Source organism: Marinobacter sp., assembly GCF_041690455.1.
Taxonomy (GTDB): Bacteria; Pseudomonadota; Gammaproteobacteria; order Pseudomonadales; family Oleiphilaceae; genus Marinobacter.
In genome coordinates, this window is sequence record NZ_JAWLHI010000012.1 from 24,096 (window position 1) to 43,825 (window position 19,730).

Genomic DNA, 19,730 nt, shown 5'->3' on the forward strand with positions numbered 1-19,730 from the left:
GAGGCTCTCCTATTCGATCACGCTGCCGCGCTTGAGGTACTTGGCCATGGCAACGGTACCGACAAAGCCCATCACCGCGATCAGCAGGGCCGATTCAAGATACATGCGGGTGCCCAGGGTAATGCCCAGGAGAATGATCAGGGCAATCGCATTGATGTAGAGGGTATCCAGTGCCAAAACGCGGTCGGGGGCATCCGGCCCCTTGATCAGGCGATACACGTTCAGCAGAGCGGCCAGGGTGACCATGGCGATGGTGATGTAGAGGGTAATGGTGATCATTTGAACATCTCCAGCAGAGGCTGTTCATAGCGTTTTCGGATAGTGCTGATCACTTCCTGTTCATCCTCGGTGTCCAGGGCGTGAATCAGCAACAGGCGCTGGTCGTCACTGATGTCGGCGCTGACCGTGCCTGGCGTCAGGGAAATGGTGCTGGCGAGAATGGAAATGGCCAGGGGATGCTCCAGTTCCAGCGGGTAGCAGACGAACGCAGGGCGCGGCTTGCGTGGACTGATGATCAATGCAGCAACCTCGAAGCTGGCAATAATAATGTCCTTGAGCACCCGGGCCAGGTATTTCGGCATCAGCCAGAACCGCATAAATGCAGGTGGCTCCGGCCAGAATCCCTGGGTCATCTGCGGGATGCCCCATGCGAGGATCAGGCCGAGCACCAGGCTGCCCCCACTGATGCCGTCACTGAGGAACTGCCAGGTGACAAACAGGATCAGGCTGAGCCAGGGCTGGGGAAAACTCAGTCGGTCAAGCATCAGTTCTCCTCCCCGACCATCGGAGTCTGCAGGATTTCCAGGTAGGCTGAGCGGTTGTGCAGCTGTGCTGCGGTCGCGTCGGTGTATTCGTTGATCGGGCCTGCAAAGGCAACGATAACCAGGCTCAGGCCAACCAGGGCGCCGGTGGCGGCCCGCAGGTTACCCTTGAGCGGTTTCGGCTCCTCGATATGGCCGTCAACGGTTCGCCAGAAGACGATGCTGCCGGCACGGCTGTAGGCAATAATGGTAAAGAAGCTACCAATGATCAGCACAGACCAGAGCCATGCCATCTCGGGGCCGGAAGTCACCGAGTTGAGGATCAGGACCTTGGCAAAGAAACCGCTCAGGGGTGGCAGGCCGGCAGCCGCCACTGCACCAACGAGGAACAGAACGCTGATCATTGTGCGGTTACGCATACGTGGTGCTGTCACGATCTTGTCCAACGCACTGCCTCGCTGACTGGCCACCAATTCCGCTACCAGGAAGAGCCCGCCGACGGTCCAGGTGGTGTTGAGCAGATAGAACAGCGCTGCGGAGATGCCTTCCTCGGAACCCAGGGCAATTGGCGCCAAGAGGGTGCCCACTGAAATGATCACCTGCCAGGCCACCAGAGTCTTCAGGCTCTGGGCACCCAGGGCACCCACTACGCCCATGATCAGGGTGATCAGGGCCAGCGGGAACAGCCAATCCATGCCCAGATTGGCCAGGGCCCCGGCATCGTCGCCGAATATCAGCAGGTAAACCCGCAGGATCGCGTAGATGCCGACCTTGGTCATGACCGCAAACAGAGCCGCCACTGGTGCAGTGGCACGGGCATAGGCTCTCGGCAGCCAGAAGCTCAGGGGCAGGAGGGCGGCCTTCAGGGCGAACACCACCAGAAGCATCATGCCGCCGGCCTTGACCAGTTCCAGTTCCTCACCGGAGAGCAGCAGCACCCGGATGGCCAGATCGGCCATGTTGAGCGTGCCGGTAACGCTGTAGATCATGCCGACACTGATCAGGAAGACGGCCGAACCCACCAGATTGAGCACCACGTAATGCAGGCCCGGCACGGTTCTCGCGGTGCCGCCGCCGTGCATCAGCAGGCCGTAGGAGGCGATCAGCAACACCTCGAAGGCCACGAACAGGTTGAACAGGTCGCCGGTCATGAAGGCGATGTTCAGGCCCATCAGCTGGAACAGGAACAGGCCATGGAATTGCCGGTTGCCTTCATCTGCCCCTCCAATGGAGAACAGGTGGGCGAACAGGGCCAGAACGGCCGTCATGACCAGCATCAATGCGGCCAGCCGGTCCAGCACCAGGACAATACCGAACGGAGGCTGCCAGTTGCCGAACGCATACAGGCGGTAGCTGCCATCATTGGCCATCACCAGCAGCACGATGGTGGAAACCAGCAGGAGAACTGTGGTGCCAAGTGCCAGCGTGCGCCGCAGGCTGATCGGGGCATAGCCCATGAACGCCTGCAGGACGCCACCGAGCAGGGGAATCAGAATCGGAGCGATGAGCCAGTGGTTCATTGACTGCGTTCCTCCCCGTTCTTCTGCTCCGGTTTTTCCGGTCGTTCGCCCTGGCGGCCATCCACATGGTCGTCCTCGTTATCCGCGAGGTTTCTCAGTGATAGCACAACCACAAAAGCCGTCATGGCAAAGCCGATCACGATAGCGGTCAGTACCAGTGCCTGGGGCAGGGGGTCAGAATAGTTTTCCGTGCTGCCAAGGATGGGCTGGCCACCGGTCGCCAGCCGTCCGCTGGAGAACAGGAACAGGTTGACGCCATAGGAGACCAGAGTCAGCCCGACAACCACCGGGAAAGTCCGGGCCCGCAGCAACAGGTATACGCCCGAGGAGGTCAGGGCGCCGATGACCAGCGCGAAGACAAGCTCCATTATGCACCCTCCTTCTTGGGCTTGATGGCAGAGTGGGGTGACAGCCGGCCAATGCTGACCAGGGCAAGCAGCGTGGCGCCGATAACGGTCAGGTAGACGCCGAGGTCAAACACCAGAGCCGAGGCCACTTCAAACTTGCCCACCACCGGCCAGGTGATGTAGTCAAAGGTTGAGGTCAGGAACGGATAGCTGAAGGCCAGGCTGCCGGCGCCGGCAATGATCGCGAACAGCAGGCCCAGACCGATCACATTGTGATACTTGATGCCGATCCGCTCCTGGGTCCAGACCATGCCGCTGGCGATGTACTGGAGGATCAGGGCCACAGAGGTAATCAGGCCGGCGATAAAACCACCGCCTGGAAGGTTGTGGCCTCGCAGGAAGATGAACGCCGATATCATCAATGCCAGCGGCAGCATCGGCCGGGCAATCTGCTTGAGCATCATCGGATGGGCATCCCGGGTCCAGGGATGGCCCATGCCATCGCCCGGAGGCGGCGTCAGCGCGGTATCCTTGAGCATGGCGTAAATCCCGAGGGCGGCAATCGCCAGCACCGTGATCTCGCCCAGGGTATCGAAGCCCCGGAAGTCCACCAGGATGACGTTCACCACGTTGGTGCCGCCACCGCCGGTTTTGCTGTTCTCCAGGAAGAAGTCGGAAATCGAACTGAAAGGCTGTGTCAGCATCGCCAGGGTGACCAGGGTCATACCGACGCCGGCAACCAGTGCAATCACGGCATCCCGCCCACGCTGGCCGCGAGTGCTCTCCAGTGGCGTCCAGGATGGCATGTAGAAGAGCGCCAGCATCAGCAGCACGATGGTGACCACCTCCACGGACAGCTGGGTCATGGCCAGGTCCGGCGCCGAGAAACGGGCAAAGGCCAGCGCCACGATCAGCCCCACCACACTGAGCAACACCAGGGCATAGAAACGCTCCCGGTGCAGGAAGGCAGTCAGCAGCGCACACACAATCAGTACTCCCGCCGCGACCGCGGTGGGAACGTCAACGGGACTCAGCCCCAGCTCGCCGACAAAGATGCCGACATTCATCAGAGGCGCTGCAGCCACGGCGATGACGCTCAGTACCAACAACAAGGCGTAGCGTTGCAGGGAGCCGTTCTCGATACGGGCGGTCAGGTCGTGGGAGAAAGTCGCAATTCGTGACACCACTGCTTCGAACACCGCTTTTTCATCAATTTCCTTGAATCGGGCATGGAAATCGAAGAAGCGCTGGCGCTGGGTATACATCAGCAGGCCACCGAAGAAGGCGACAAAACTCATCAGCAACGGCAGGTTCAGGCCGTGAACCACGGCGAGTTTGTAGTCCGGCACATCACCGCCGAGGGTCGCAGAGGCCGCGGAATAAAGCAGCGGTCCGACAGAAATCGCCGGGAACATACCCACCATGACACAGGCAAACACCAGGATTTCCACCGGGATCTTCATGTAACGCGGTGGTTCATGGGGCGGATACACCGGCAGGTCTACCGGCTTGCCATTGAAGAACACGTCGTGGATGAAGCGCGCCGAATAGGCGACCGCGAAGATACCCGCCAGGGTGGCCACAATCGGCGGCAACCAGGCCCAGAGCCCGGGCAGGTTCAGTTCCAGGGACTCGGCAAAGAACATTTCCTTGCTCAGGAAGCCGTTCAGCAGGGGAACACCGGCCATCGACGAGGCTGCCACCATGGCCAGGGTGGCGGTGTGCGGCATGTAGCGCCAGAGCCCGTTGATCCGGCGCATGTCCCGGGTGCCGGTTTCATGGTCGATGATGCCGGCCGCCATGAACAGCGAGGCTTTGAAGGTGGCGTGGTTGATCACGTGGAAGACAGCGGCCACGGCGGCCAGCTGCGTGCCCATGCCGAACAGCAGGGTGATCAGGCCCAGGTGGCTGACGGTGGAATACGCCAGCAGACCCTTGAGATCGTGCTTGAACATGGCGATGTAAGCACCGATCAGGAGGGTCGCCATCCCGGTGAAGCTCACCATGTAGAACCACTGCTCAGTACCCGCCAGCGCCGGGTACAGCCGGGCCAACAGGAACACGCCAGCTTTTACCATGGTGGCCGAGTGCAGATAGGCGGATACCGGTGTCGGCGCCTGCATGGCGTGAGGCAGCCAGAAGTGGAACGGGAACTGGGCCGACTTGGTGAAGGCGCCGAGCAGCACCAGCGTCAGCGCGACCGGATACATGGCGTGGGCCTTGATCTGGTCGCCCGCGGCGAGAACGTCGTCAAGCTCGAAACTGCCGACAATGTTGCCGATGATCAGGATACCGGCCAGCAGCGCCAGGCCACCGCCCCCGGTGACCGCCAGAGCCATCCGGGCGCCGCGGCGGGCGTCTTGCTTGTGGGTCCAGTAACTGATCAGCAGGAACGAGACCAGACTGGTGATCTCCCAGAAAATCAGCATCAGCAGGAGGTTGCTGGACATCACGATGCCCAGCATCGAGCCCTTGAAGCAGAGCAACAACGCGTAGAACTTGGCGATGTTTTCCTTCGGCTTCAGGTAGTAACGGGCATACAGGATGATCAGCAGCCCGATGACCAGGATCAGCAACGCAAACAGCAGCGCCAGGCCGTCCAGACGAAAACTGAGCGAGATGCCCAGGGCCGGCAGCCACTCCTGGTGGAACAGAACGTAGCCACCGTCGGCTAACACCTGCCAGTTCGGGTAAAGGGCGGCCAGTGCAATCAGGGCCGGAACGGAAGAGGCAATGGCAATTGCCGTTCGCCCCCCCTGGGCGAACAGGGGCGCAGCAATCGCCCCCAGGAAAGGCAGTAAAACAACCAGCGGTAGCGACATCGCAACCTCGTTATCGGTTTTTTTCTTCTACGTATGTAAAAAGGCGTGTGTGCAGAAGTCTAGCCTCCGGATGCGGACCCTGCATGGCTTATAAGGCAGCAGGAATACGCAGGAAGCCCGGGATCAGATGAAGGGCGGATCCGGGAAATAGGGCAGACGACCGCGGTGGCGGGCGATATCAGCCGTTACAGGCGGGCGAATGGTCTGTTTGCAGCCGAAGGACCTTTCGGTCATTGGTTGCTCCGTCAGTCAAACTTGGAAACTGATGATACGTGCCCGGAGGGCAAGGTCAAGTCACATTGTGATTAATCAATTCTATTGATCCATCTCGACCGTCAATAAAGGTTGCTGCAAAAATGGCTGCCTCGCTAGAATGGCCGTTCTGCATCTTTTGCCTGAGGCTCTATGACACTGCTGATCGCGTTTGCGGTTATCTCCATCGGTTTTTCCTTTCTCTGCTCCATTCTCGAGGCTTCCTTGCTGTCGATCACACCGAGCTACATAGCCTCACTGAAAAAGGACAACCACGCGCTTTTCCTGAAGCTGAGGAAACTCAAGAGCGACATCGACGATCCGCTTGCGGCCATACTCACGCTCAACACCATCGCCCATACCGCCGGTGCGACGGGTGTCGGTGCCCAGGTGGCGGTGGTTTTCGGAGAGGCCTGGCTGGCTGCAGCCTCTGCCATCATGACCCTTGCGATTCTCATATTGTCCGAGATCATCCCAAAGACTATTGGTGCCAAGTACTGGCGTGTGATTGCGCCGAAACTGCCGGCAACGCTAGGCTTCATGATGACGTCGCTCAGGCCGTTTATCTGGTTGTCCAAGATGATCACCCGCCGGATTGCGGCCGGTGAGGACGATACCGACATCCGTGGTGAAATCAGCGCTCTGGCCGAGATTGGCCGGGACCAGCAAGCCCTGGATGAAGACGAGCGCCGGATCATCCAGAACGTACTGCGTTTCCATGAAATCAAGGTCAGTGGCGTGATGACGCCGCGGACCGTGTGCAAATTCGTCTCTCCGGACACGACTGTGCCGGAATTCCGGGAGCAGGTGCGTAAATCCCCGTTCTCCCGTTACCCGGTCATCGACGAGGAAGGCGAAGCGTTGGGTTACCTGCACCGATCCGACCTGATTTCACTCCCGGATGATGCCGATCTGATGGAACACCTTCGAACCATCAAGCGGGTCAAGGGCAATACCAACATCGAATATCTGTTCTCCGATATGCTGCGGGAGCGGCAACACATCGCCATCGTTTACGACGAGCTGGGAACCTGGCTGGGAATAGTGACGCTGGAGGACATATTGGAGACGCTTTTGGGCACCGAGATCATGGACGAAACTGACAACGTCTCCAACCTTCGCCGGTATGCCAAACAGCGCTGGAGCCGGCGACTGCGCAAAATGGGATCCTGAGGGATCCGCCAACCGGCGTCAGCGGATCGACTTCAGCGCCGAGAAGATCGCCTCGGCTTCTGCTTCAAGTACCTGACAGCGAAAGGGATTGCCTTGCTGCAGCGCCCGGGCGAGTTGCTTCTGTTTCATATCATAGAGCCGGCTGAGGACATCCGCCCGACCCGACTTCGCTGGTGCGTTCATGGAATGCTACCTCCCCACGTGAACACCCTGTGTCAATAATCTTTACGTTCTTCAGGGCCTGATGGCCTTTACACAGATTAGATGCATAACACGGGCCAGTGTTACAAGGCGGGTTCCAACACAACCACCGGTTATGCGAATCTAGGCAGCAATAAACAGGAGACCCAGAATGACCGACACCCTGATTGACCGCCGAGACCTGGCATTTCAGCTCTACGAAGTACTCGACACCGAATCCCTGATCACCCGCGAGCGCTTCAGCGAACACAACAAAGACACCTTCGACGCCGTCATCGAAACCGCCGACAAGATGGCCCGCGAACAGTTCGCCACCCACAACAGCGCCGCCGACAAGGACGAACCCCGCTTCGAAGACGGCCAGGTCAAAATGCTGCACCAGGTCAAACAGGCCTTTGACGCCTACGCCGAAGCCGGCTTCATCGCCGGCCGGTACGACTACGAGCTTGGTGGCATGCAACTGCCCGAATCCGTCATGGCCGCCTGCAACGGCTTCTTCACGGCCGCCAACCCTGGCACTGCCGGCTACCCGTTCCTGACCACCGCGGCCGCCAACCTGATCCGCATCTTCGGAAACGAACAGCAGAAAGCCACCTATCTGCCCCACATGCTCTCCGGTCGCTTCTCGGGCACCATGGCCCTGACCGAGCCCCACGCCGGCTCAAGTCTCGCGGACATCCGCACCTCCGCCAGCCCGACCGACGAAGGCCACTACCTGATCAAAGGGGCCAAGATCTACATCTCCGGCGGCGAGCAGTCCATCACCGACAACATCGTCCACATGGTCCTGGCCAAAATCAAAGGCGCACCGGCCGGGGTGAAAGGCATCTCCCTGTTCATCGTGCCCAAGTTCCGGGTCGATGCCGAAGGCAGCCCGGGCGAACGCAACGGCGTCAGCCTCGCCGGCCTGATCCACAAGCTTGGCTACAGAGGCACCACCTCCACTGCCCTGAGCTTCGGCGATGACGCCCCCTGCCATGGTTACCTGGTCGGCGAGCCCCACCAAGGCCTCAAATACATGTTCCAGATGATGAACGAAGCCCGCCTGGGTGTGGGATTCGGCGCTGCGGTCATCGGCTACCGGGGCTACATGCACAGCCTCGAATACGCCAAAGACCGCCTGCAGGGCCGCAAACCCTCCGAAAAGAACCCGGAAAGCCCCCAGGTGCCCATCATCGAACACGCCGATGTACGCCGAATGCTGTTGGCGCAAAAAGCCTACAGCGAAGGCGGCCTGGCCCTGTGCCTCTATGGCGCCCGCCTGGTGGACGACCACAACACCCACCCGGACGAGCAGAAACGCCTGGAAGCCGGCAAGCTGCTCGACCTGCTGACCCCGGTCATGAAAGCCTGGCCGTCCGAATACGGCCCCAAAGCCAACGACCTGGCAATCCAGGTCTACGGCGGCGCCGGCTACACCCGGGAATACCCGGTGGAACAGTGCTGGCGGGATAACCGCCTCAACCCCATCCACGAGGGCACCAACGGCATCCAGGCCCTGGACCTGCTCGGCCGCAAAATCTGGCAGGACCAGAGCCACGGCCTCCAGCTGCTGATGCAGGAAATGCAGACCGACCTCGAAGCTGCCACCACCGACCGCTGCCAACAGTGGGCCCTGTCGCTGAGCGAAACCCTGCAGCAGGCGGTCAAAGTCACCCAGAGCCTGGGCAAATCCCTCATGGGCGGCGGTAACCCCGACGACGTCCTGGCCAACGCGTCCTGTTACCTGCACCTGTTCGGCCACATTACCGTGGCCTGGATGTGGCTGCGCCAGGCCAACGCCTCGGCGAAGGCTCTGGAATCCGCTGCCAGCGAAGACGAACAGAATTTCTACAACGGCAAGCTGCAGGCCGCCCAGTACTTCTTCCACTGGGAACTGCCCACCGTCGCCCAGGACCTGGTACTGCTGCGCAACCAGGATGACACCTGCCTGAACATGAAGGCGGAGTGGTTCTGAGGGAAGGAAAGTCAGTAGTTGCTGGAAAGACGAGATGCAGATATCGAGGGAGGATAACTCCCGGGTCTGAGCGGGCGGCTGGCCCCTTCTCCCGGGACTGTGTGCAGCAGGGAAGCTGCACACAAGCCTACAGGGACGTATTCACGGCGTGTCCCGGGAGAAGGGGCCAGCTGACCGCCGTCACCCAAGTCTATATTCACGCGGCTTCATCTGAAGCTGAGGCCTCTCTCCGTGCTTTGGCCTCGGCTGCCACCCTCGCAGCATAATCCGCATACCTGGCCATCAGCTCCTCCTTCCGATCCGGATCCCAGTTGATCTTGCTCAGATCACCCTCGTAATGGTCAATCACCCGCTTGTCCATCTCCTCGTACCACCAGTTCGGCACGTAAGCAGGCAACAGCATCGACGCATAGCCACCCGGCAATTGTGGCGCCTTCTCAAAGTGGCGCAACGCCTGGAAACTCCGGGTCGGATGGGCATGGTGATCGGAATGCCGCTGCAGCTGATACAGGAACAGATTGGTCACAACGTGATTGCTGTTCCAGCTGTGCTCCGGCTTCGTCCGCTCGTACTTGCCGTTCTTGTCCTTCTGCCGTAGCAGACCATAGTGCTCGATGTAATTCACGCTCTCCAGCAGACTGGCACCATACACCGCCTGCGCCGCCAGGAACGGAACCGCCCGCGGGCCACACACCAGTGTGGTGGCACCAAAGAACCCGGCGCTCATCGCCCAGCCCTGCAGCAACTCGTTATCCAGACTCCAGAAACCCTTGCCCTTGCGAGCCAGGCGCGCCTTCTCGATTTTGACTGACGACTTGATACCCCCGATCACCGTACGGGGCAGGAACTTCCAGAAACTCTCACCCATGCGGCTGCTGGCCGGGTCTTCCGGTGTGGCCACCCGCTTGTGATGGCCAAAATTGTGCTCCACCACAAAGTGGGTGTAACCGGTCGGCGCCAGTGCAGCCATGGCCAGGATCTTGTTCAGCTTGTTGGACTTGTGCCCCAGCTCATGGGCCGTGTTGATGCCCACGCCGTTGATGGCACCGACCGTCAGGGTCAGCCCGATCTTGTCCTCGATGGGGGTCTTCTTCCGGCTGGCCAGCCAGGCACCCATGAAGGTCATAGCGTACTGGGTCGGGATAAACGCCTTCACAATACGATCGTAGTACTTATCCTGCTCCAGTGGTTTGACCGCGGATTCAGGCGGGTTGCTCTGATCCTCACCGATGGCCCGGTCCAGGGCGGGAATGATCCCGTGTACCAGCGCCGGACCCGTCCAGGCCAGGGCTTTCAGTTTCTTCGGTGCGATGGCATACCCGGTCAGGGCCGCCAGTCCGATGCCGGGCAGGGCGGGGCCCAGGAGCCACAGGTAACGCTTCGGATCTTTCCAGTCTTTGCCGTCCTGCTGGGAGGCTTTCTTCTCTTCATGTTTTTGCACCGCGTCGTTGACCTTGGCATTCATATCCGGATCTCCGTCTTGTTCATTGTTTGATCCAATTTATGTCGGACAATCGGGCAATTCAAGAATTGTCGGACAATTTTTCCGGGTTGGCATGAAATGACAAGCAAAGAGAGAGTGGCGAATCCACGACAACTGAACCAAACTTTGTGCAAACAACAACAATCAGCTCGGCCGAACAGAGCGACAGGGATGATTCAGCCATGACACCTCAAGATACCCAGGGCGCCGTCGCCCATTGGTCCGTTCAGGATATGCTCCGGGAATACCTCACCACAGGCAGAATGGCGGAAGTCGTGTACCGGGATGGAGCCGGCCAGGTCTGTATTGCCCACGATATTATTCGCGACGTTTTCAGTCGCGCAGGCAAGGACTTTATCCTTCTCGGCAGGGGCGAGATGGTGGGTGTTGATCATGTCATCACTATCGATGGCAAGTTTCCCACCGTAAGTTGCTGCTAACCAAAGGGTAATGCCCTAGTAATTGTGTTATCCGAGGCCATGGGCGTAATCTCCTCCCCGTTGCGAATGATCTTCAACGGAGGGAACGTTATGAAAAAGCAAATGCTCGTAGCTATGGCACTGGCCACTTCAGTGGGCCTGGTTGCCTGCAGCTCAGAGGAAGAGGAAGCCAACCAGGGCGTGGACTTTGAACAGGCTGCTGACAACGCCGGTGATATGGTCGAAGAGGCCGGCGAATCCGCCCAGGACACCTATGACGAAGCCACAGGCCAGAATGACAGCGCCTGGGAAGAGACCAAGGACACTGCCGAAGAAGTCGGCGATGAAGCCAAAGATGCCGCAGACGAAACTGCGGAAGCGGTCGAAGAGGGATACGACGACGCGACCCAGCAGTGATTTTCACGCGCCAGCCTCCCACGAAGGAGGCTGGCGCGTGACTGTCAACGAACGGTCACGAATTTGTCTTCAAACATCTCAGATTCTGTCATATTTCTTGCCGAAACTGACCTCTCCAAAACAACTTCCCCTGACCGTTGTGAGAGAGGCAAGAAATGGCGAAGCACGATCTTGATCCGAACTACCTGGACCCGAACTACGAGCCGGTAGTCAACCATTCCGAAAACACCCCGTTCCACCAGGTTCTGGCTGCCCGCATGCAGCGCCGTACCGTTATGAAAGGCACCGTGGGTGCCGCGCTGGCCAGTGTTATGGGACTGGGACTGGCGGGTTGTGGTGGTGACAGTGACAGTAGCTCCACTACCAACACAAGTGATACGCCCGATGTGGATGTCGCCAATACCGAGCTGGGCTTCAAGGCGGTACCGGTTTCAACCGCCAACGAGATCAAAGTCCCTGAGGGTTACACGTCTCAGGCCTTCCTGCCCTGGGGCACCCCGATCACCGGTTCCTATCCCGCATACAAGCTGGACGGCACTAACACCGGTGCTGATCAGGAACAACAAATGGGTATGCACCATGACGGGGTGCATTTCTTCCCGATCGATCTGAAGGCCGGCGGCAACAGCTCTACGGAAGGCCTGTTGGTGATGAACCATGAGTACATCAACCAGGGAGCTCTGCACGCCAACGGTGCTACCTATAACAGCAACGGCAACCGCCCGACTGATGAAGTCCGCAAGGAAATTGCCGCTCATGGCGTTTCCGTTGTTCATATCAAACAGGACAGCAACGGAACCTGGGATATCGTATTCGGTAGCCCCTTCAACCGCCGCATCACAGGTGGTACGGAGATGGAAATCCGTGGCCCTGCTCGCGGTTACCACAAACTGTTCACCAAGTTCAGCCCGAACGGCAATCGCACCCGCGGCACCCTTAACAACTGTGCCATGGGGCCGACTCCGTGGGGCACCTATCTCGCAGCCGAGGAAAACTGGCATGGCTACTTCAAGACCAGTGCTGCCGAACGTCCTCGCGAGCAGGTTCGTCATGGTGTTGACGGTACCTCCCGCTATGATTGGGAGCTTGCCGAGAACCAGGCCGACGCATACGTGCGCTTTGACGTAACGCCTGGTGAAGGTTCAGCGACCGATGACTACCGGAATGAGGCCAACACCTTCGGTTACATGGTCGAGATTGACCCGTTCACTCCGGAGAGCGCTCCCCAGAAGCGTACAGCGCTGGGCCGGTTTGGCCACGAGGGTGTGATCTTTGCGCCGGCGAAAGAAGGCCAGCCGGTGGTCTGCTACTCAGGTGACGACTCCCGTTTTGAATACATCTACAAGTTTGTTTCGTCCAAGCCTTATTACGCGGCAACCGCCGGCGGCTATCTGCTGGATGAGGGCACCCTCTACGTAGCCCGATTCAACGAGGACGGCACTGGCGAATGGTTGCCGCTGGATCTGAATGATGCTGATTTTGCAGCCAAAGTGGCGCAGGCCGTCACCGATGGAGCTGTAGGCGGTATCCCGTTTGACGGCTTCGAGAATCAGGCTGACGTACTGGTGAACACTCGCCTGGCCGCGGACATCGCCGGTGCCACCACCATGGACCGCCCTGAGTGGGGCGCAGTGGATCCGAACAGCGGAGAAGTCTATTTCACCCTCACCAACAACTCCAATCGTGGCAAGGAAGGCTACGATGGCGTAAACGCTGCCAACCCGATCGTGGAGAACCGGACAGGTCATATCATCCGTTGGGCGGAAGCAGGTAATGATCACACCGCCACTTCTTTCGAGTGGGATATTTTCGTGTTCGCCGGCGAGCAGGGCACGGAAACCGTTGTTGATGATGAAGTAATCGTCTCTCTCACCGACGACAACATCTTCAACAGCCCCGACGGACTCTGGTTCGATTACAACGGTCGTCTCTGGATCCAGACCGACGGCTCAGATGCAGCACCGTACCAGAACAACATGATGCTGGCTGCCAATCCGGAGACACGTGAGATCAAGCGATTCTTCGTCGGCCCCGTCGGTTGTGAGGTAACCGGTGTGACTGGTACTCCCGACATGAAGACCATGTTCGTCAATATCCAGCACCCGGACGGAAACTGGCCGGATTCCTCCGATCCGCGTCCTCGCGACGCAACCGTCATCGTTACCCGTGACGACGGCGGTGTTGTTGGCGCCTGATAGATCAGAATCAGTAATAACCTCATTAAAAGGCCGGCCCCGGACAACCGGGGCCGGCCTTTTCTTTTATTGTGCGAGTCCGCGAAAACCACGGGTCGGCCCCGGGAAAGGCTGTGTTAGACTTCTCGAAAATCGATTGTAAGGAGTAGTGACCTTGCCCGAACCGGAATACATCCCCGCAAACGACGACCCCATGCAGCGCCGCTCCGACTCCGGGCGGAACCTGGCTGTGGCCGTTTATATCCTTCAGGCACTTTCGTTCTTCCTGGGCGGGATCACCGGTCTGGTGGGCGTGATTATCAACTATGTAAAGCTGGATGATGTCCGCAATACCTGGATCGAGCGTCACTTTCGCTGGCAGATACGGACCTTCTGGATCGGTTTGCTGTGGACGGTGATCGGCATTGTCACCACACCCCTGATCATCGGCTGGTTCATCCTGCTGGGCATCTCGATCTGGATCATCTACCGGATTGTGAAGGGCGCTCTGGCCCTGAACGAAGGCAAGGTGGTCTGACGCAAGTATCAGCCGGTCTGGCCTGACCGGGCCCAATAGCGAATCTCGGCGCAGAGTGCGCAGTGCTGTTTCTGGCAGGTTTCTTCGTCGTGGATCTGTATGCCGTGGAGCTGCAATGGCTGGTAGCGGCGCAGGGAATGTTTGTTGCCATGGCGCTTCAGATAATCATCCAGGGCAGCGCGGGCCTCTGCCTCTGAATCGAAGGGGCCCAGATCCCGGGCCTCGCGTGTTCTCACAAACCAGCCAGCGGGCGTTTTCAGAAACCGGTTGCTCTTGACCGGTCCATCCTGGATATGACCGGGATCTTCCGCCACCGATTCTACAAGTCCCTCGACCCTCTCCTTTTGTCGTGCCTGTTTTGACAGGCGCTTCAGTCCCTTTCTGATCATTCTGGTTCTCTCGTCTTGCTATGCGTCGCGGTGCTCGAAGTAGCCCGGTGCAAAATATATCAGCTTTCGAAGTGGTTTGTGACGCAGTTCACAAAAAAGTCTAAGTGCCAATAGGAGAACGGGGGCAAAAATCTGCTCAGAGGCGCTGTTTTTGTAAAAACCTGTAAAAAATCGGGCATTTTGAAGGGAGAGGTTGCTATCGATAACTCATCACCCATAAGTAAGTGTATGGTTCTAAAGATATAACGATCGCGTCACAAAAAAGAACATTCCAGAAATTCTGAATTGGTAAATTTGACGTAGGGCAATGCGGATTAAGGCCAAGTAATGTTTTGCCCATTTGGCCCAAACTGCCAATGTCGAAAAACGATCACGGGTGTGGTCACAAGGAAAAATCCTACAAGAGAAAGGAGTGGTTGCATGATGAGACGGCGAGCATTGACCTCTGTAATTGCCGCAAGCAGCCTCGCGCTGACCGCGCAGGTTGCCCAGGCTGAGACGGTCAAGCACGAGACCGAGGTATCGCTGCTGGGCACTTACATTGAGCCTGACAGTGACCGCACCGATGAATACGGCTCGGCGGTGCGGGGCATGTTCAGTATCCGGATGGGCAAGCACTGGTGGGTTGAGCCCCAGTTCTACAGCGGTGTCATTGAGACCGGCGTAAACGGTGGCGCTGACTACTATCAACAGGGTCTTGGAGCTGACCTCAGTTACCGCCTGTGGGAGAGCGACTCCTTCACGCCTTACGGCTCTATCGGCGGTGGTGTCTCGCGCAATGACGTGGCCAATAACTCAGCGAGCGAATTTGGCGGATACGCCAACGCCGCCCTGGGTCTCATCAGCAGCCCCTTCACCCAGTCCGGTCTCCGGGTGCGCGCCGATGCCCGCTACGTCTACGACTCCTACGACGATGGTCTTTCGGACCTGCATTTTAGCCTGGGTGTGACGGTACCTATTGGCGTCACCCGTACCCGCATCGTCGAGAAAACCACCGTTATCGAGAAACCCGTGGTTGTCGAGAAAGACTTCGCCGACTCCGACAAGGACGGCGTGGTGGATGGTGTCGACCAGTGCCCGAATACCCTCGAGGGTCTTGAGGTCAACTCCGTGGGCTGTGTTGAAACGGACAAAGCCCAGTCCGTGGTCTTGCAGGGCGTAACTTTCGAGTTCAACTCGGACCGCCTGACCGCAAACGCCCGGGACATCCTCATTCCCGCCGCTGACGCGCTCAAGGGCCAGTCGGACCTGAAAGTGGAACTGGCCGGCCACACCGACAGCGTGGGTTCTGAAGCCTACAACCAGCAGCTGTCCCAGCGGCGCGCGGACTCTGTGCGCGACTACCTGCTGGATCTTGGCGTTGATCCTGACCAGCTGACCGCGGTCGGCTATGGCGAATCCAAACCGATTCGCAGCAACGACACCGAGGAAGGCCGCGAACGGAATCGTCGCGTTGAATTCAATGTTGTCTCCGAGTGAGATGTAGAGGGAGTTTGAATATGAATTTCAAAAACTATAACTGGCCTTTGATTTTGCTGGTTGCCGCGCTGCTTTCGCTGGCGGGGTGTAAGTCTGACAGTATGGTGGTTCCGGACAATAGCGTCGGTGGCGATTCCCAGGTGTTTGACGCAGATGGGGATGGCATTCCGGATAATGAGGACTCTTGTCCTAACACTCCCAACTCGGGTGTGGATGCCGATGCCGATGGCATCGATGATGCCTGTGATGGAGAGGTAACCACCAACGACCTGGACAGTGACGGGGTGCTCAATAGCGAGGACAACTGCCCCCTCGTCAAGAATCCTGGCCAAGGCAATAAGGACAGTGACCTGTATGGCAATGCCTGCGATACCGATGCCGATGGCGACGGGGTCGATGACAAAACGGATAATGGTGATGGAACATTCACCGATATTCCGGTTTCAGAGGGTGGCGATAACTGCCCACTGACACCGAACAGCAGTCAGGCTGACCAGGATGGTGATGGCATCGGTAATGCCTGTGACGATGACATTGATGGTGACGGATTCAACAATGATGAGGATGCTTGTCCATACGTGATAGGTAATGATCCGGCTGCTTGTGATGCCTCTGCAGATACAGACGGAGATGGGATCCCCGACAGCTCGGATAACTGTCCTGCCATCGTGAACCCTGACCAAGAAGACTTGGATAATGATGAGGTTGGTGATGTCTGCGACGATGATACTGACGGAGATACCATACCTGATGAGAACTTCCTGGGGCAGCCTGAAGACAATTGCCCCTTGGTGCCTAACCCGGACCAGGCTGACACAGACGGCGATGGAATTGGTGACGCGTGTGATCTCGTCAACGATGCCGAGTATGCCTGCGATATTGGTGAGGCGAATTCGCCCATGTTGACCAGCGACACCGATATTCAGGCTTCAGCATCCAAAGATCTTTCCGGATGCCTGCTCGGGCTGGGTCTGGTCTGCGACGTCGAAGAGCCGGGCAATGTGGTCGATGATGATCTGGCCAACTTTGCCACAATGCTGAATACCGATTTGCTTGGACTGTCAACGGTGACCCTTCGTGTGGCAACGACTACCGGCTTTGCCTACCCGGGGAGCAACGTGGTTGGTGTGGCCTTCAACGAAAGTGCTCAGTTGCTTCAGGCAGATCTTCTGGGCGGCCAACTGATTGTTCGGACGCTTCTTGATGGTGCCGTTCAGGAGGAGAGCACAGGAACAGGAGCACTGGATCTTGATCTTCTGGGGGCATCAGGGCTTTTGGGCGGGACAGACACCTCGTTCCTCGTATTCCAGACGGAGCAGCGGTTTGACAGTGTTGAAGTGGAATTTGCCCCATCATTACTCTCACTGCTCAATGAGGTCAACGTCCAGGCAGTGTGCGCAGCTAAAGAGGGTCTTTAAACCCACTGGCAGCACATGAAAAGTCGAATCAGGGCCGGCAATTTGCCGGCCCTTTTTTTAGATTTGACTCCCCACCCAACTAACCGAAGCCAGCCCGGCGACAAATACCAGCACCGCAATTATCACCCGCTTACGTCGATGCCTTGGGACAAGGCTGGTCTCAACAGCGTTACCTTCAGTCATGCCACTCATAACGACAACCTCCCGAGCCTGGCGAAGGGTACGAAGGATTGAACGGAATGTCGGTGGGAAGATTTCTTTGCGGAGTCGGGAGTTCCACCCGCCAGCGTTTGCTGGCCAGGGGGTAAGTCGGAAAAGCACCGGGCGTGTAACTGCTGCCCTTTTGTGTCGATTCGCATATTCAATCCTTCTTCGGGATCGGAAAACAACTACACGAAATGACACATCCCTGTCGGATCGGATCCATTGGATTGACTATAGACCATCTGGTTGCTGTCAGTATAAAAACATGTGAAATATGCGAATTTGGTCTGAATCCAAACCATGGCGTCCCGGATCAGGCAATAGCCTGAAAACCTGCGAATGTCAGCGCCTCGGCACATCTACCGCAGTTGTTCTTTGCACAGTTTTCCGGATCATGAACGGTGAACCCGGAATAGCGGTCTTCAGGGTTGCGCGGATTCAGGCCTGCATGAACCCTGATGTGATCCACCAGTGCGTTGGAGGCCTGTGATTTGGTCGGGAAGGGGCCCAGGTCGGTGGGCTCCCGGGTCAGGGCGTACCAGCCAAAGGGGGTGTGTACGAAGCGTGAGTGGTCGAACTGCGGGCCTGCTGTATCGGTTCTCATGTGCAATGCTCCAAGGCTGATACCGTCACGAAAATGCACATCCCTGTTCAGTAGCTTCCAGGTATTTAACTTACACCATTCAAAGCTGGCTTGAATTGATGTTTGTGACGCAGGTCAAGGTTACTTGGGTCAGTCCTCTGTCACTTCCTTCAACCGAATTGCACTGAACATCCCGGCCAGCCCCATCAAACCCAGCACGATGATGACGGCCACCTCGGAGAACACCGAGATCGCGGCGGTCAGACCACCAGTGACCAGTAACAGCACCCCGATCACGGTATTGCTCACGGCGGTGTAGTCGGTGCGCTTGTTGCCACCGGCCATGTCCACCAGGTAGGTCTTACGGCCGAGGCGGACGCCGGCGTGAGCGATGCTGAGGACAAAGAAGGCGACCGGGTAGAACCAGACGCTGCCGATATCTTCCCCCACGATCAGCGCGGTGATGCCGACGGCCAGGCACACAAAACTGGCCATGGCAGCGCCACGGATCATGACCCGGCGGCTGGAGGTGTCTGCCGCCCAGCCCCAGAAGCTGGCACTCAGGGAACTGGCAAGACTACTGGCGAGAAGGAAAACACCGAGCATCCAGCCCATGTCGGATTCCTTCTGGGCCAGTACCACAAAATAGGGTGAGGCGAGGGCAGAGCCCAGTAGCAGCGCCCGGGTAATCACGAAATGCCGGAATGGCGCGTCGTCGCGCAGCAGGGAGAGGCTGTGAATGGCTTCGGTCAGGGCGTTACCACCGCCTCCGGTTTCACCGTCGTATTCCTCGACATTGGCGAACAGGAATCCGGCAATCACCCAGAGCACCGCTGCCAACAGCAGCAGAGCCGTGTAGAAGGCCAGGGTGGGATCGCCGCGATCCCAGAACAGCAGGACGGTCATGATGACGGTGGCGGTGCCGCCGATGGTCGCGGCCAGCCCTGACAGACGCCCCCGGCGGGTCTTGGGAATGCATTTGCCCTGCACGTCTTTCATGGAGACCGAGCAGAACCCCCGGGCCAGGGAAAACACGATCAGTGCCGCCACAATGCCGCCCCCGGCGGCGTAGCCTTCCAGAAACCAGACACTTGCGGCCATGGCCGCCACGCTGACGGCCTGACCAAAGCTGCCCAGGGTCCAGAACCATTTGCGCACCGCCTTGCGGCGAATCCAGGCGGCAATCACCATTTGCGGCACCATGGAGCCGGATTCCCGGATCGGCACCAGCCAGGCCACCAGCGCCGGCGCGCCCACGGCACTCATCAGCCAGGCCAGCACGGTCTTGGGGCTGATCAGCAGGTCGCCAAGCTTGGTCAGCACGTTGCTGGCGAGGATCAGGAAAAAATTGCGGGGCACCTCCCGACACGCTTCCTCAGGGATGTCCTTGCAGACCCGTGCGTCTTCCTCGTTTGCAATCAGGCTATACAGCTGGTCGATGGTGTCCTGGTTCCTGGCTGGCAAGTGGCCGTCCTCCGGAAGAAATTTGGCAAGAGGATACCAGTAACAGCGGTATCCCTTAAGGGCGGAGTACGGCCGCTGCCGTTAAAACAGACCAGATGATGGCCTGAGTGTAGATCTTGCACATCCGGC

Annotated in this window: 17 protein-coding genes and 2 pseudogenes; 9 read left to right on the forward strand and 10 right to left on the reverse strand. The window is 58.4% G+C overall.

Annotated features, from left to right (window positions below):
• Positions 1 to 9: 9 nt before the first annotated feature.
• The 5 genes from ACESMW_RS04430 to ACESMW_RS04450 are packed head-to-tail and all read right to left on the reverse strand — an operon-like array spanning position 10 to position 5,450.
• The gene (locus ACESMW_RS04430; RefSeq protein WP_372985862.1) at positions 10 to 279 is read right to left on the reverse strand and encodes a K+/H+ antiporter subunit F; all 270 of its coding nucleotides are present in this window, start codon (positions 277 to 279) and stop codon (positions 10 to 12) included.
• On the reverse strand, positions 276 to 764 hold the full coding sequence (locus ACESMW_RS04435; protein ID WP_372985863.1) for a Na+/H+ antiporter subunit E: 489 nt from the start codon (positions 762 to 764) through the stop codon (positions 276 to 278). The genes ACESMW_RS04430 and ACESMW_RS04435 overlap by 4 nt, the downstream gene beginning before the upstream one ends.
• Positions 764 to 2,281 (reverse strand): monovalent cation/H+ antiporter subunit D, encoded by a 1,518-nt coding sequence (locus tag ACESMW_RS04440; protein WP_372985864.1) that lies wholly within the window; start codon positions 2,279 to 2,281, stop codon positions 764 to 766. The genes ACESMW_RS04435 and ACESMW_RS04440 overlap by 1 nt, the downstream gene beginning before the upstream one ends.
• On the reverse strand, positions 2,278 to 2,649 hold the full coding sequence (locus tag ACESMW_RS04445) for a Na+/H+ antiporter subunit C (protein ID WP_372985865.1): 372 nt from the start codon (positions 2,647 to 2,649) through the stop codon (positions 2,278 to 2,280). Before ACESMW_RS04445 ends, ACESMW_RS04440 begins: the two co-directional genes overlap by 4 nt.
• Positions 2,649 to 5,450, reverse strand: a complete 2,802-nt coding sequence (locus ACESMW_RS04450; protein WP_372985866.1) for a monovalent cation/H+ antiporter subunit A — start codon at positions 5,448 to 5,450, stop codon at positions 2,649 to 2,651. Before ACESMW_RS04450 ends, ACESMW_RS04445 begins: the two co-directional genes overlap by 1 nt.
• Positions 5,451 to 5,855: 405 nt before the next feature.
• On the opposite strand from ACESMW_RS04450, the gene ACESMW_RS04455 reads away from it, so the two are divergent.
• Entirely contained in the window at positions 5,856 to 6,875 is a 1,020-nt protein-coding gene (locus tag ACESMW_RS04455; RefSeq protein WP_372985867.1) for a CNNM domain-containing protein, read from the forward strand.
• A gap of 18 nt (positions 6,876 to 6,893) precedes the next feature.
• Here the strand turns inward: ACESMW_RS04455 and ACESMW_RS04460 are convergent, their stop codons facing one another.
• Complete coding sequence (locus tag ACESMW_RS04460; RefSeq protein ID WP_372985868.1) at positions 6,894 to 7,058, reverse strand: hypothetical protein; 165 nt, start codon at positions 7,056 to 7,058, stop codon at positions 6,894 to 6,896.
• A 169-nt stretch (positions 7,059 to 7,227) separates the two neighbouring features.
• Between ACESMW_RS04460 and ACESMW_RS04465 the strand changes: the two genes are divergently transcribed.
• Positions 7,228 to 9,033 carry an acyl-CoA dehydrogenase gene (locus tag ACESMW_RS04465; protein ID WP_372985869.1) on the forward strand — a complete coding sequence of 602 codons (1,806 nt, stop codon included), beginning with the start codon at positions 7,228 to 7,230 and terminating at the stop codon, positions 9,031 to 9,033.
• 196 nt (positions 9,034 to 9,229) lie between these two features.
• On the opposite strand, the gene ACESMW_RS04470 is transcribed toward ACESMW_RS04465, so the two are convergent.
• Positions 9,230 to 10,498: an alkane 1-monooxygenase gene (locus ACESMW_RS04470; protein ID WP_372985870.1), complete on the reverse strand. Its 1,269-nt coding sequence runs from the start codon at positions 10,496 to 10,498 to the stop codon at positions 9,230 to 9,232.
• Positions 10,499 to 10,698: 200 nt separating this feature from the next.
• Here ACESMW_RS04470 and ACESMW_RS04475 point away from each other — a divergent pair, with 200 nt between their 5' ends.
• The 4 genes from ACESMW_RS04475 (at position 10,699) to ACESMW_RS04490 (ending at position 14,064) form a co-directional block, all read left to right on the forward strand.
• A complete protein-coding gene (locus ACESMW_RS04475) occupies positions 10,699 to 10,956 on the forward strand; it encodes a hypothetical protein (protein WP_092001332.1) in 258 nt (85 codons plus the stop codon).
• Between the two features lie 90 nt (positions 10,957 to 11,046).
• Positions 11,047 to 11,352, forward strand: a complete 306-nt coding sequence (locus ACESMW_RS04480; RefSeq protein WP_372985871.1) for a hypothetical protein — start codon at positions 11,047 to 11,049, stop codon at positions 11,350 to 11,352.
• Positions 11,353 to 11,507: 155 nt separating this feature from the next.
• Entirely contained in the window at positions 11,508 to 13,547 is a 2,040-nt protein-coding gene (locus ACESMW_RS04485) for a PhoX family protein (RefSeq protein ID WP_372985872.1), read from the forward strand.
• 154 nt (positions 13,548 to 13,701) lie between these two features.
• Entirely contained in the window at positions 13,702 to 14,064 is a 363-nt protein-coding gene (locus ACESMW_RS04490; protein ID WP_092001321.1) for a DUF4870 family protein, read from the forward strand.
• Positions 14,065 to 14,072: 8 nt separating this feature from the next.
• On the opposite strand, the gene ACESMW_RS04495 is transcribed toward ACESMW_RS04490, so the two are convergent.
• The gene (locus tag ACESMW_RS04495; RefSeq protein WP_343811130.1) at positions 14,073 to 14,453 is read right to left on the reverse strand and encodes a DUF6316 family protein; all 381 of its coding nucleotides are present in this window, start codon (positions 14,451 to 14,453) and stop codon (positions 14,073 to 14,075) included.
• Positions 14,454 to 14,873: 420 nt separating this feature from the next.
• Between ACESMW_RS04495 and ACESMW_RS04500 the strand changes: the two genes are divergently transcribed.
• The 3 genes and pseudogenes from ACESMW_RS04500 to ACESMW_RS04510 form a co-directional block, all read left to right on the forward strand.
• Positions 14,874 to 15,932, forward strand: a complete 1,059-nt coding sequence (locus ACESMW_RS04500; RefSeq protein ID WP_372985873.1) for an OmpA family protein — start codon at positions 14,874 to 14,876, stop codon at positions 15,930 to 15,932.
• Between the two features lie 101 nt (positions 15,933 to 16,033).
• A pseudogene (locus ACESMW_RS04505) lies at positions 16,034 to 16,336 on the forward strand (thrombospondin type 3 repeat-containing protein); the annotation flags it as partial.
• Between the two features lie 96 nt (positions 16,337 to 16,432).
• A pseudogene (locus ACESMW_RS04510) lies at positions 16,433 to 17,350 on the forward strand (thrombospondin type 3 repeat-containing protein); the annotation flags it as partial.
• Positions 17,351 to 17,867: 517 nt separating this feature from the next.
• Here ACESMW_RS04510 and ACESMW_RS04515 read toward each other — a convergent pair.
• A complete protein-coding gene (locus ACESMW_RS04515; protein WP_372985874.1) occupies positions 17,868 to 18,158 on the reverse strand; it encodes a hypothetical protein in 291 nt (96 codons plus the stop codon).
• A 129-nt stretch (positions 18,159 to 18,287) separates the two neighbouring features.
• Positions 18,288 to 19,601 carry an MFS transporter gene (locus tag ACESMW_RS04520; protein ID WP_372985875.1) on the reverse strand — a complete coding sequence of 438 codons (1,314 nt, stop codon included), beginning with the start codon at positions 19,599 to 19,601 and terminating at the stop codon, positions 18,288 to 18,290.
• Positions 19,602 to 19,730: the final 129 nt, after the last annotated feature.

Excerpts from the sequence above, each read along its gene's own strand:
- ACESMW_RS04445 (WP_372985865.1), bottom strand. The coding sequence starts at position 2,649 with ATGGAGCTTGTCTTCGCGCTGGTCATCGGCGCCCTGACCTCCTCGGGC.
- ACESMW_RS04500 (WP_372985873.1), top strand. The coding sequence starts at position 14,874 with ATGATGAGACGGCGAGCATTGACCTCTGTAATTGCCGCAAGCAGCCTC.
- ACESMW_RS04460 (WP_372985868.1), bottom strand. The coding sequence starts at position 7,058 with ATGAACGCACCAGCGAAGTCGGGTCGGGCGGATGTCCTCAGCCGGCTC.
- ACESMW_RS04515 (WP_372985874.1), bottom strand. The coding sequence starts at position 18,158 with ATGAGAACCGATACAGCAGGCCCGCAGTTCGACCACTCACGCTTCGTA.
- ACESMW_RS04455 (WP_372985867.1), top strand. The coding sequence starts at position 5,856 with ATGACACTGCTGATCGCGTTTGCGGTTATCTCCATCGGTTTTTCCTTT.
- ACESMW_RS04465 (WP_372985869.1), top strand. The coding sequence starts at position 7,228 with ATGACCGACACCCTGATTGACCGCCGAGACCTGGCATTTCAGCTCTAC.
- ACESMW_RS04480 (WP_372985871.1), top strand. The coding sequence starts at position 11,047 with ATGAAAAAGCAAATGCTCGTAGCTATGGCACTGGCCACTTCAGTGGGC.
- ACESMW_RS04430 (WP_372985862.1), bottom strand. The coding sequence starts at position 279 with ATGATCACCATTACCCTCTACATCACCATCGCCATGGTCACCCTGGCC.
- ACESMW_RS04495 (WP_343811130.1), bottom strand. The coding sequence starts at position 14,453 with ATGATCAGAAAGGGACTGAAGCGCCTGTCAAAACAGGCACGACAAAAG.
- ACESMW_RS04450 (WP_372985866.1), bottom strand. The coding sequence starts at position 5,450 with ATGTCGCTACCGCTGGTTGTTTTACTGCCTTTCCTGGGGGCGATTGCT.
- ACESMW_RS04485 (WP_372985872.1), top strand. The coding sequence starts at position 11,508 with ATGGCGAAGCACGATCTTGATCCGAACTACCTGGACCCGAACTACGAG.
- ACESMW_RS04435 (WP_372985863.1), bottom strand. The coding sequence starts at position 764 with ATGCTTGACCGACTGAGTTTTCCCCAGCCCTGGCTCAGCCTGATCCTG.
- ACESMW_RS04440 (WP_372985864.1), bottom strand. The coding sequence starts at position 2,281 with ATGAACCACTGGCTCATCGCTCCGATTCTGATTCCCCTGCTCGGTGGC.
- ACESMW_RS04470 (WP_372985870.1), bottom strand. The coding sequence starts at position 10,498 with ATGAATGCCAAGGTCAACGACGCGGTGCAAAAACATGAAGAGAAGAAA.
- ACESMW_RS04475 (WP_092001332.1), top strand. The coding sequence starts at position 10,699 with ATGACACCTCAAGATACCCAGGGCGCCGTCGCCCATTGGTCCGTTCAG.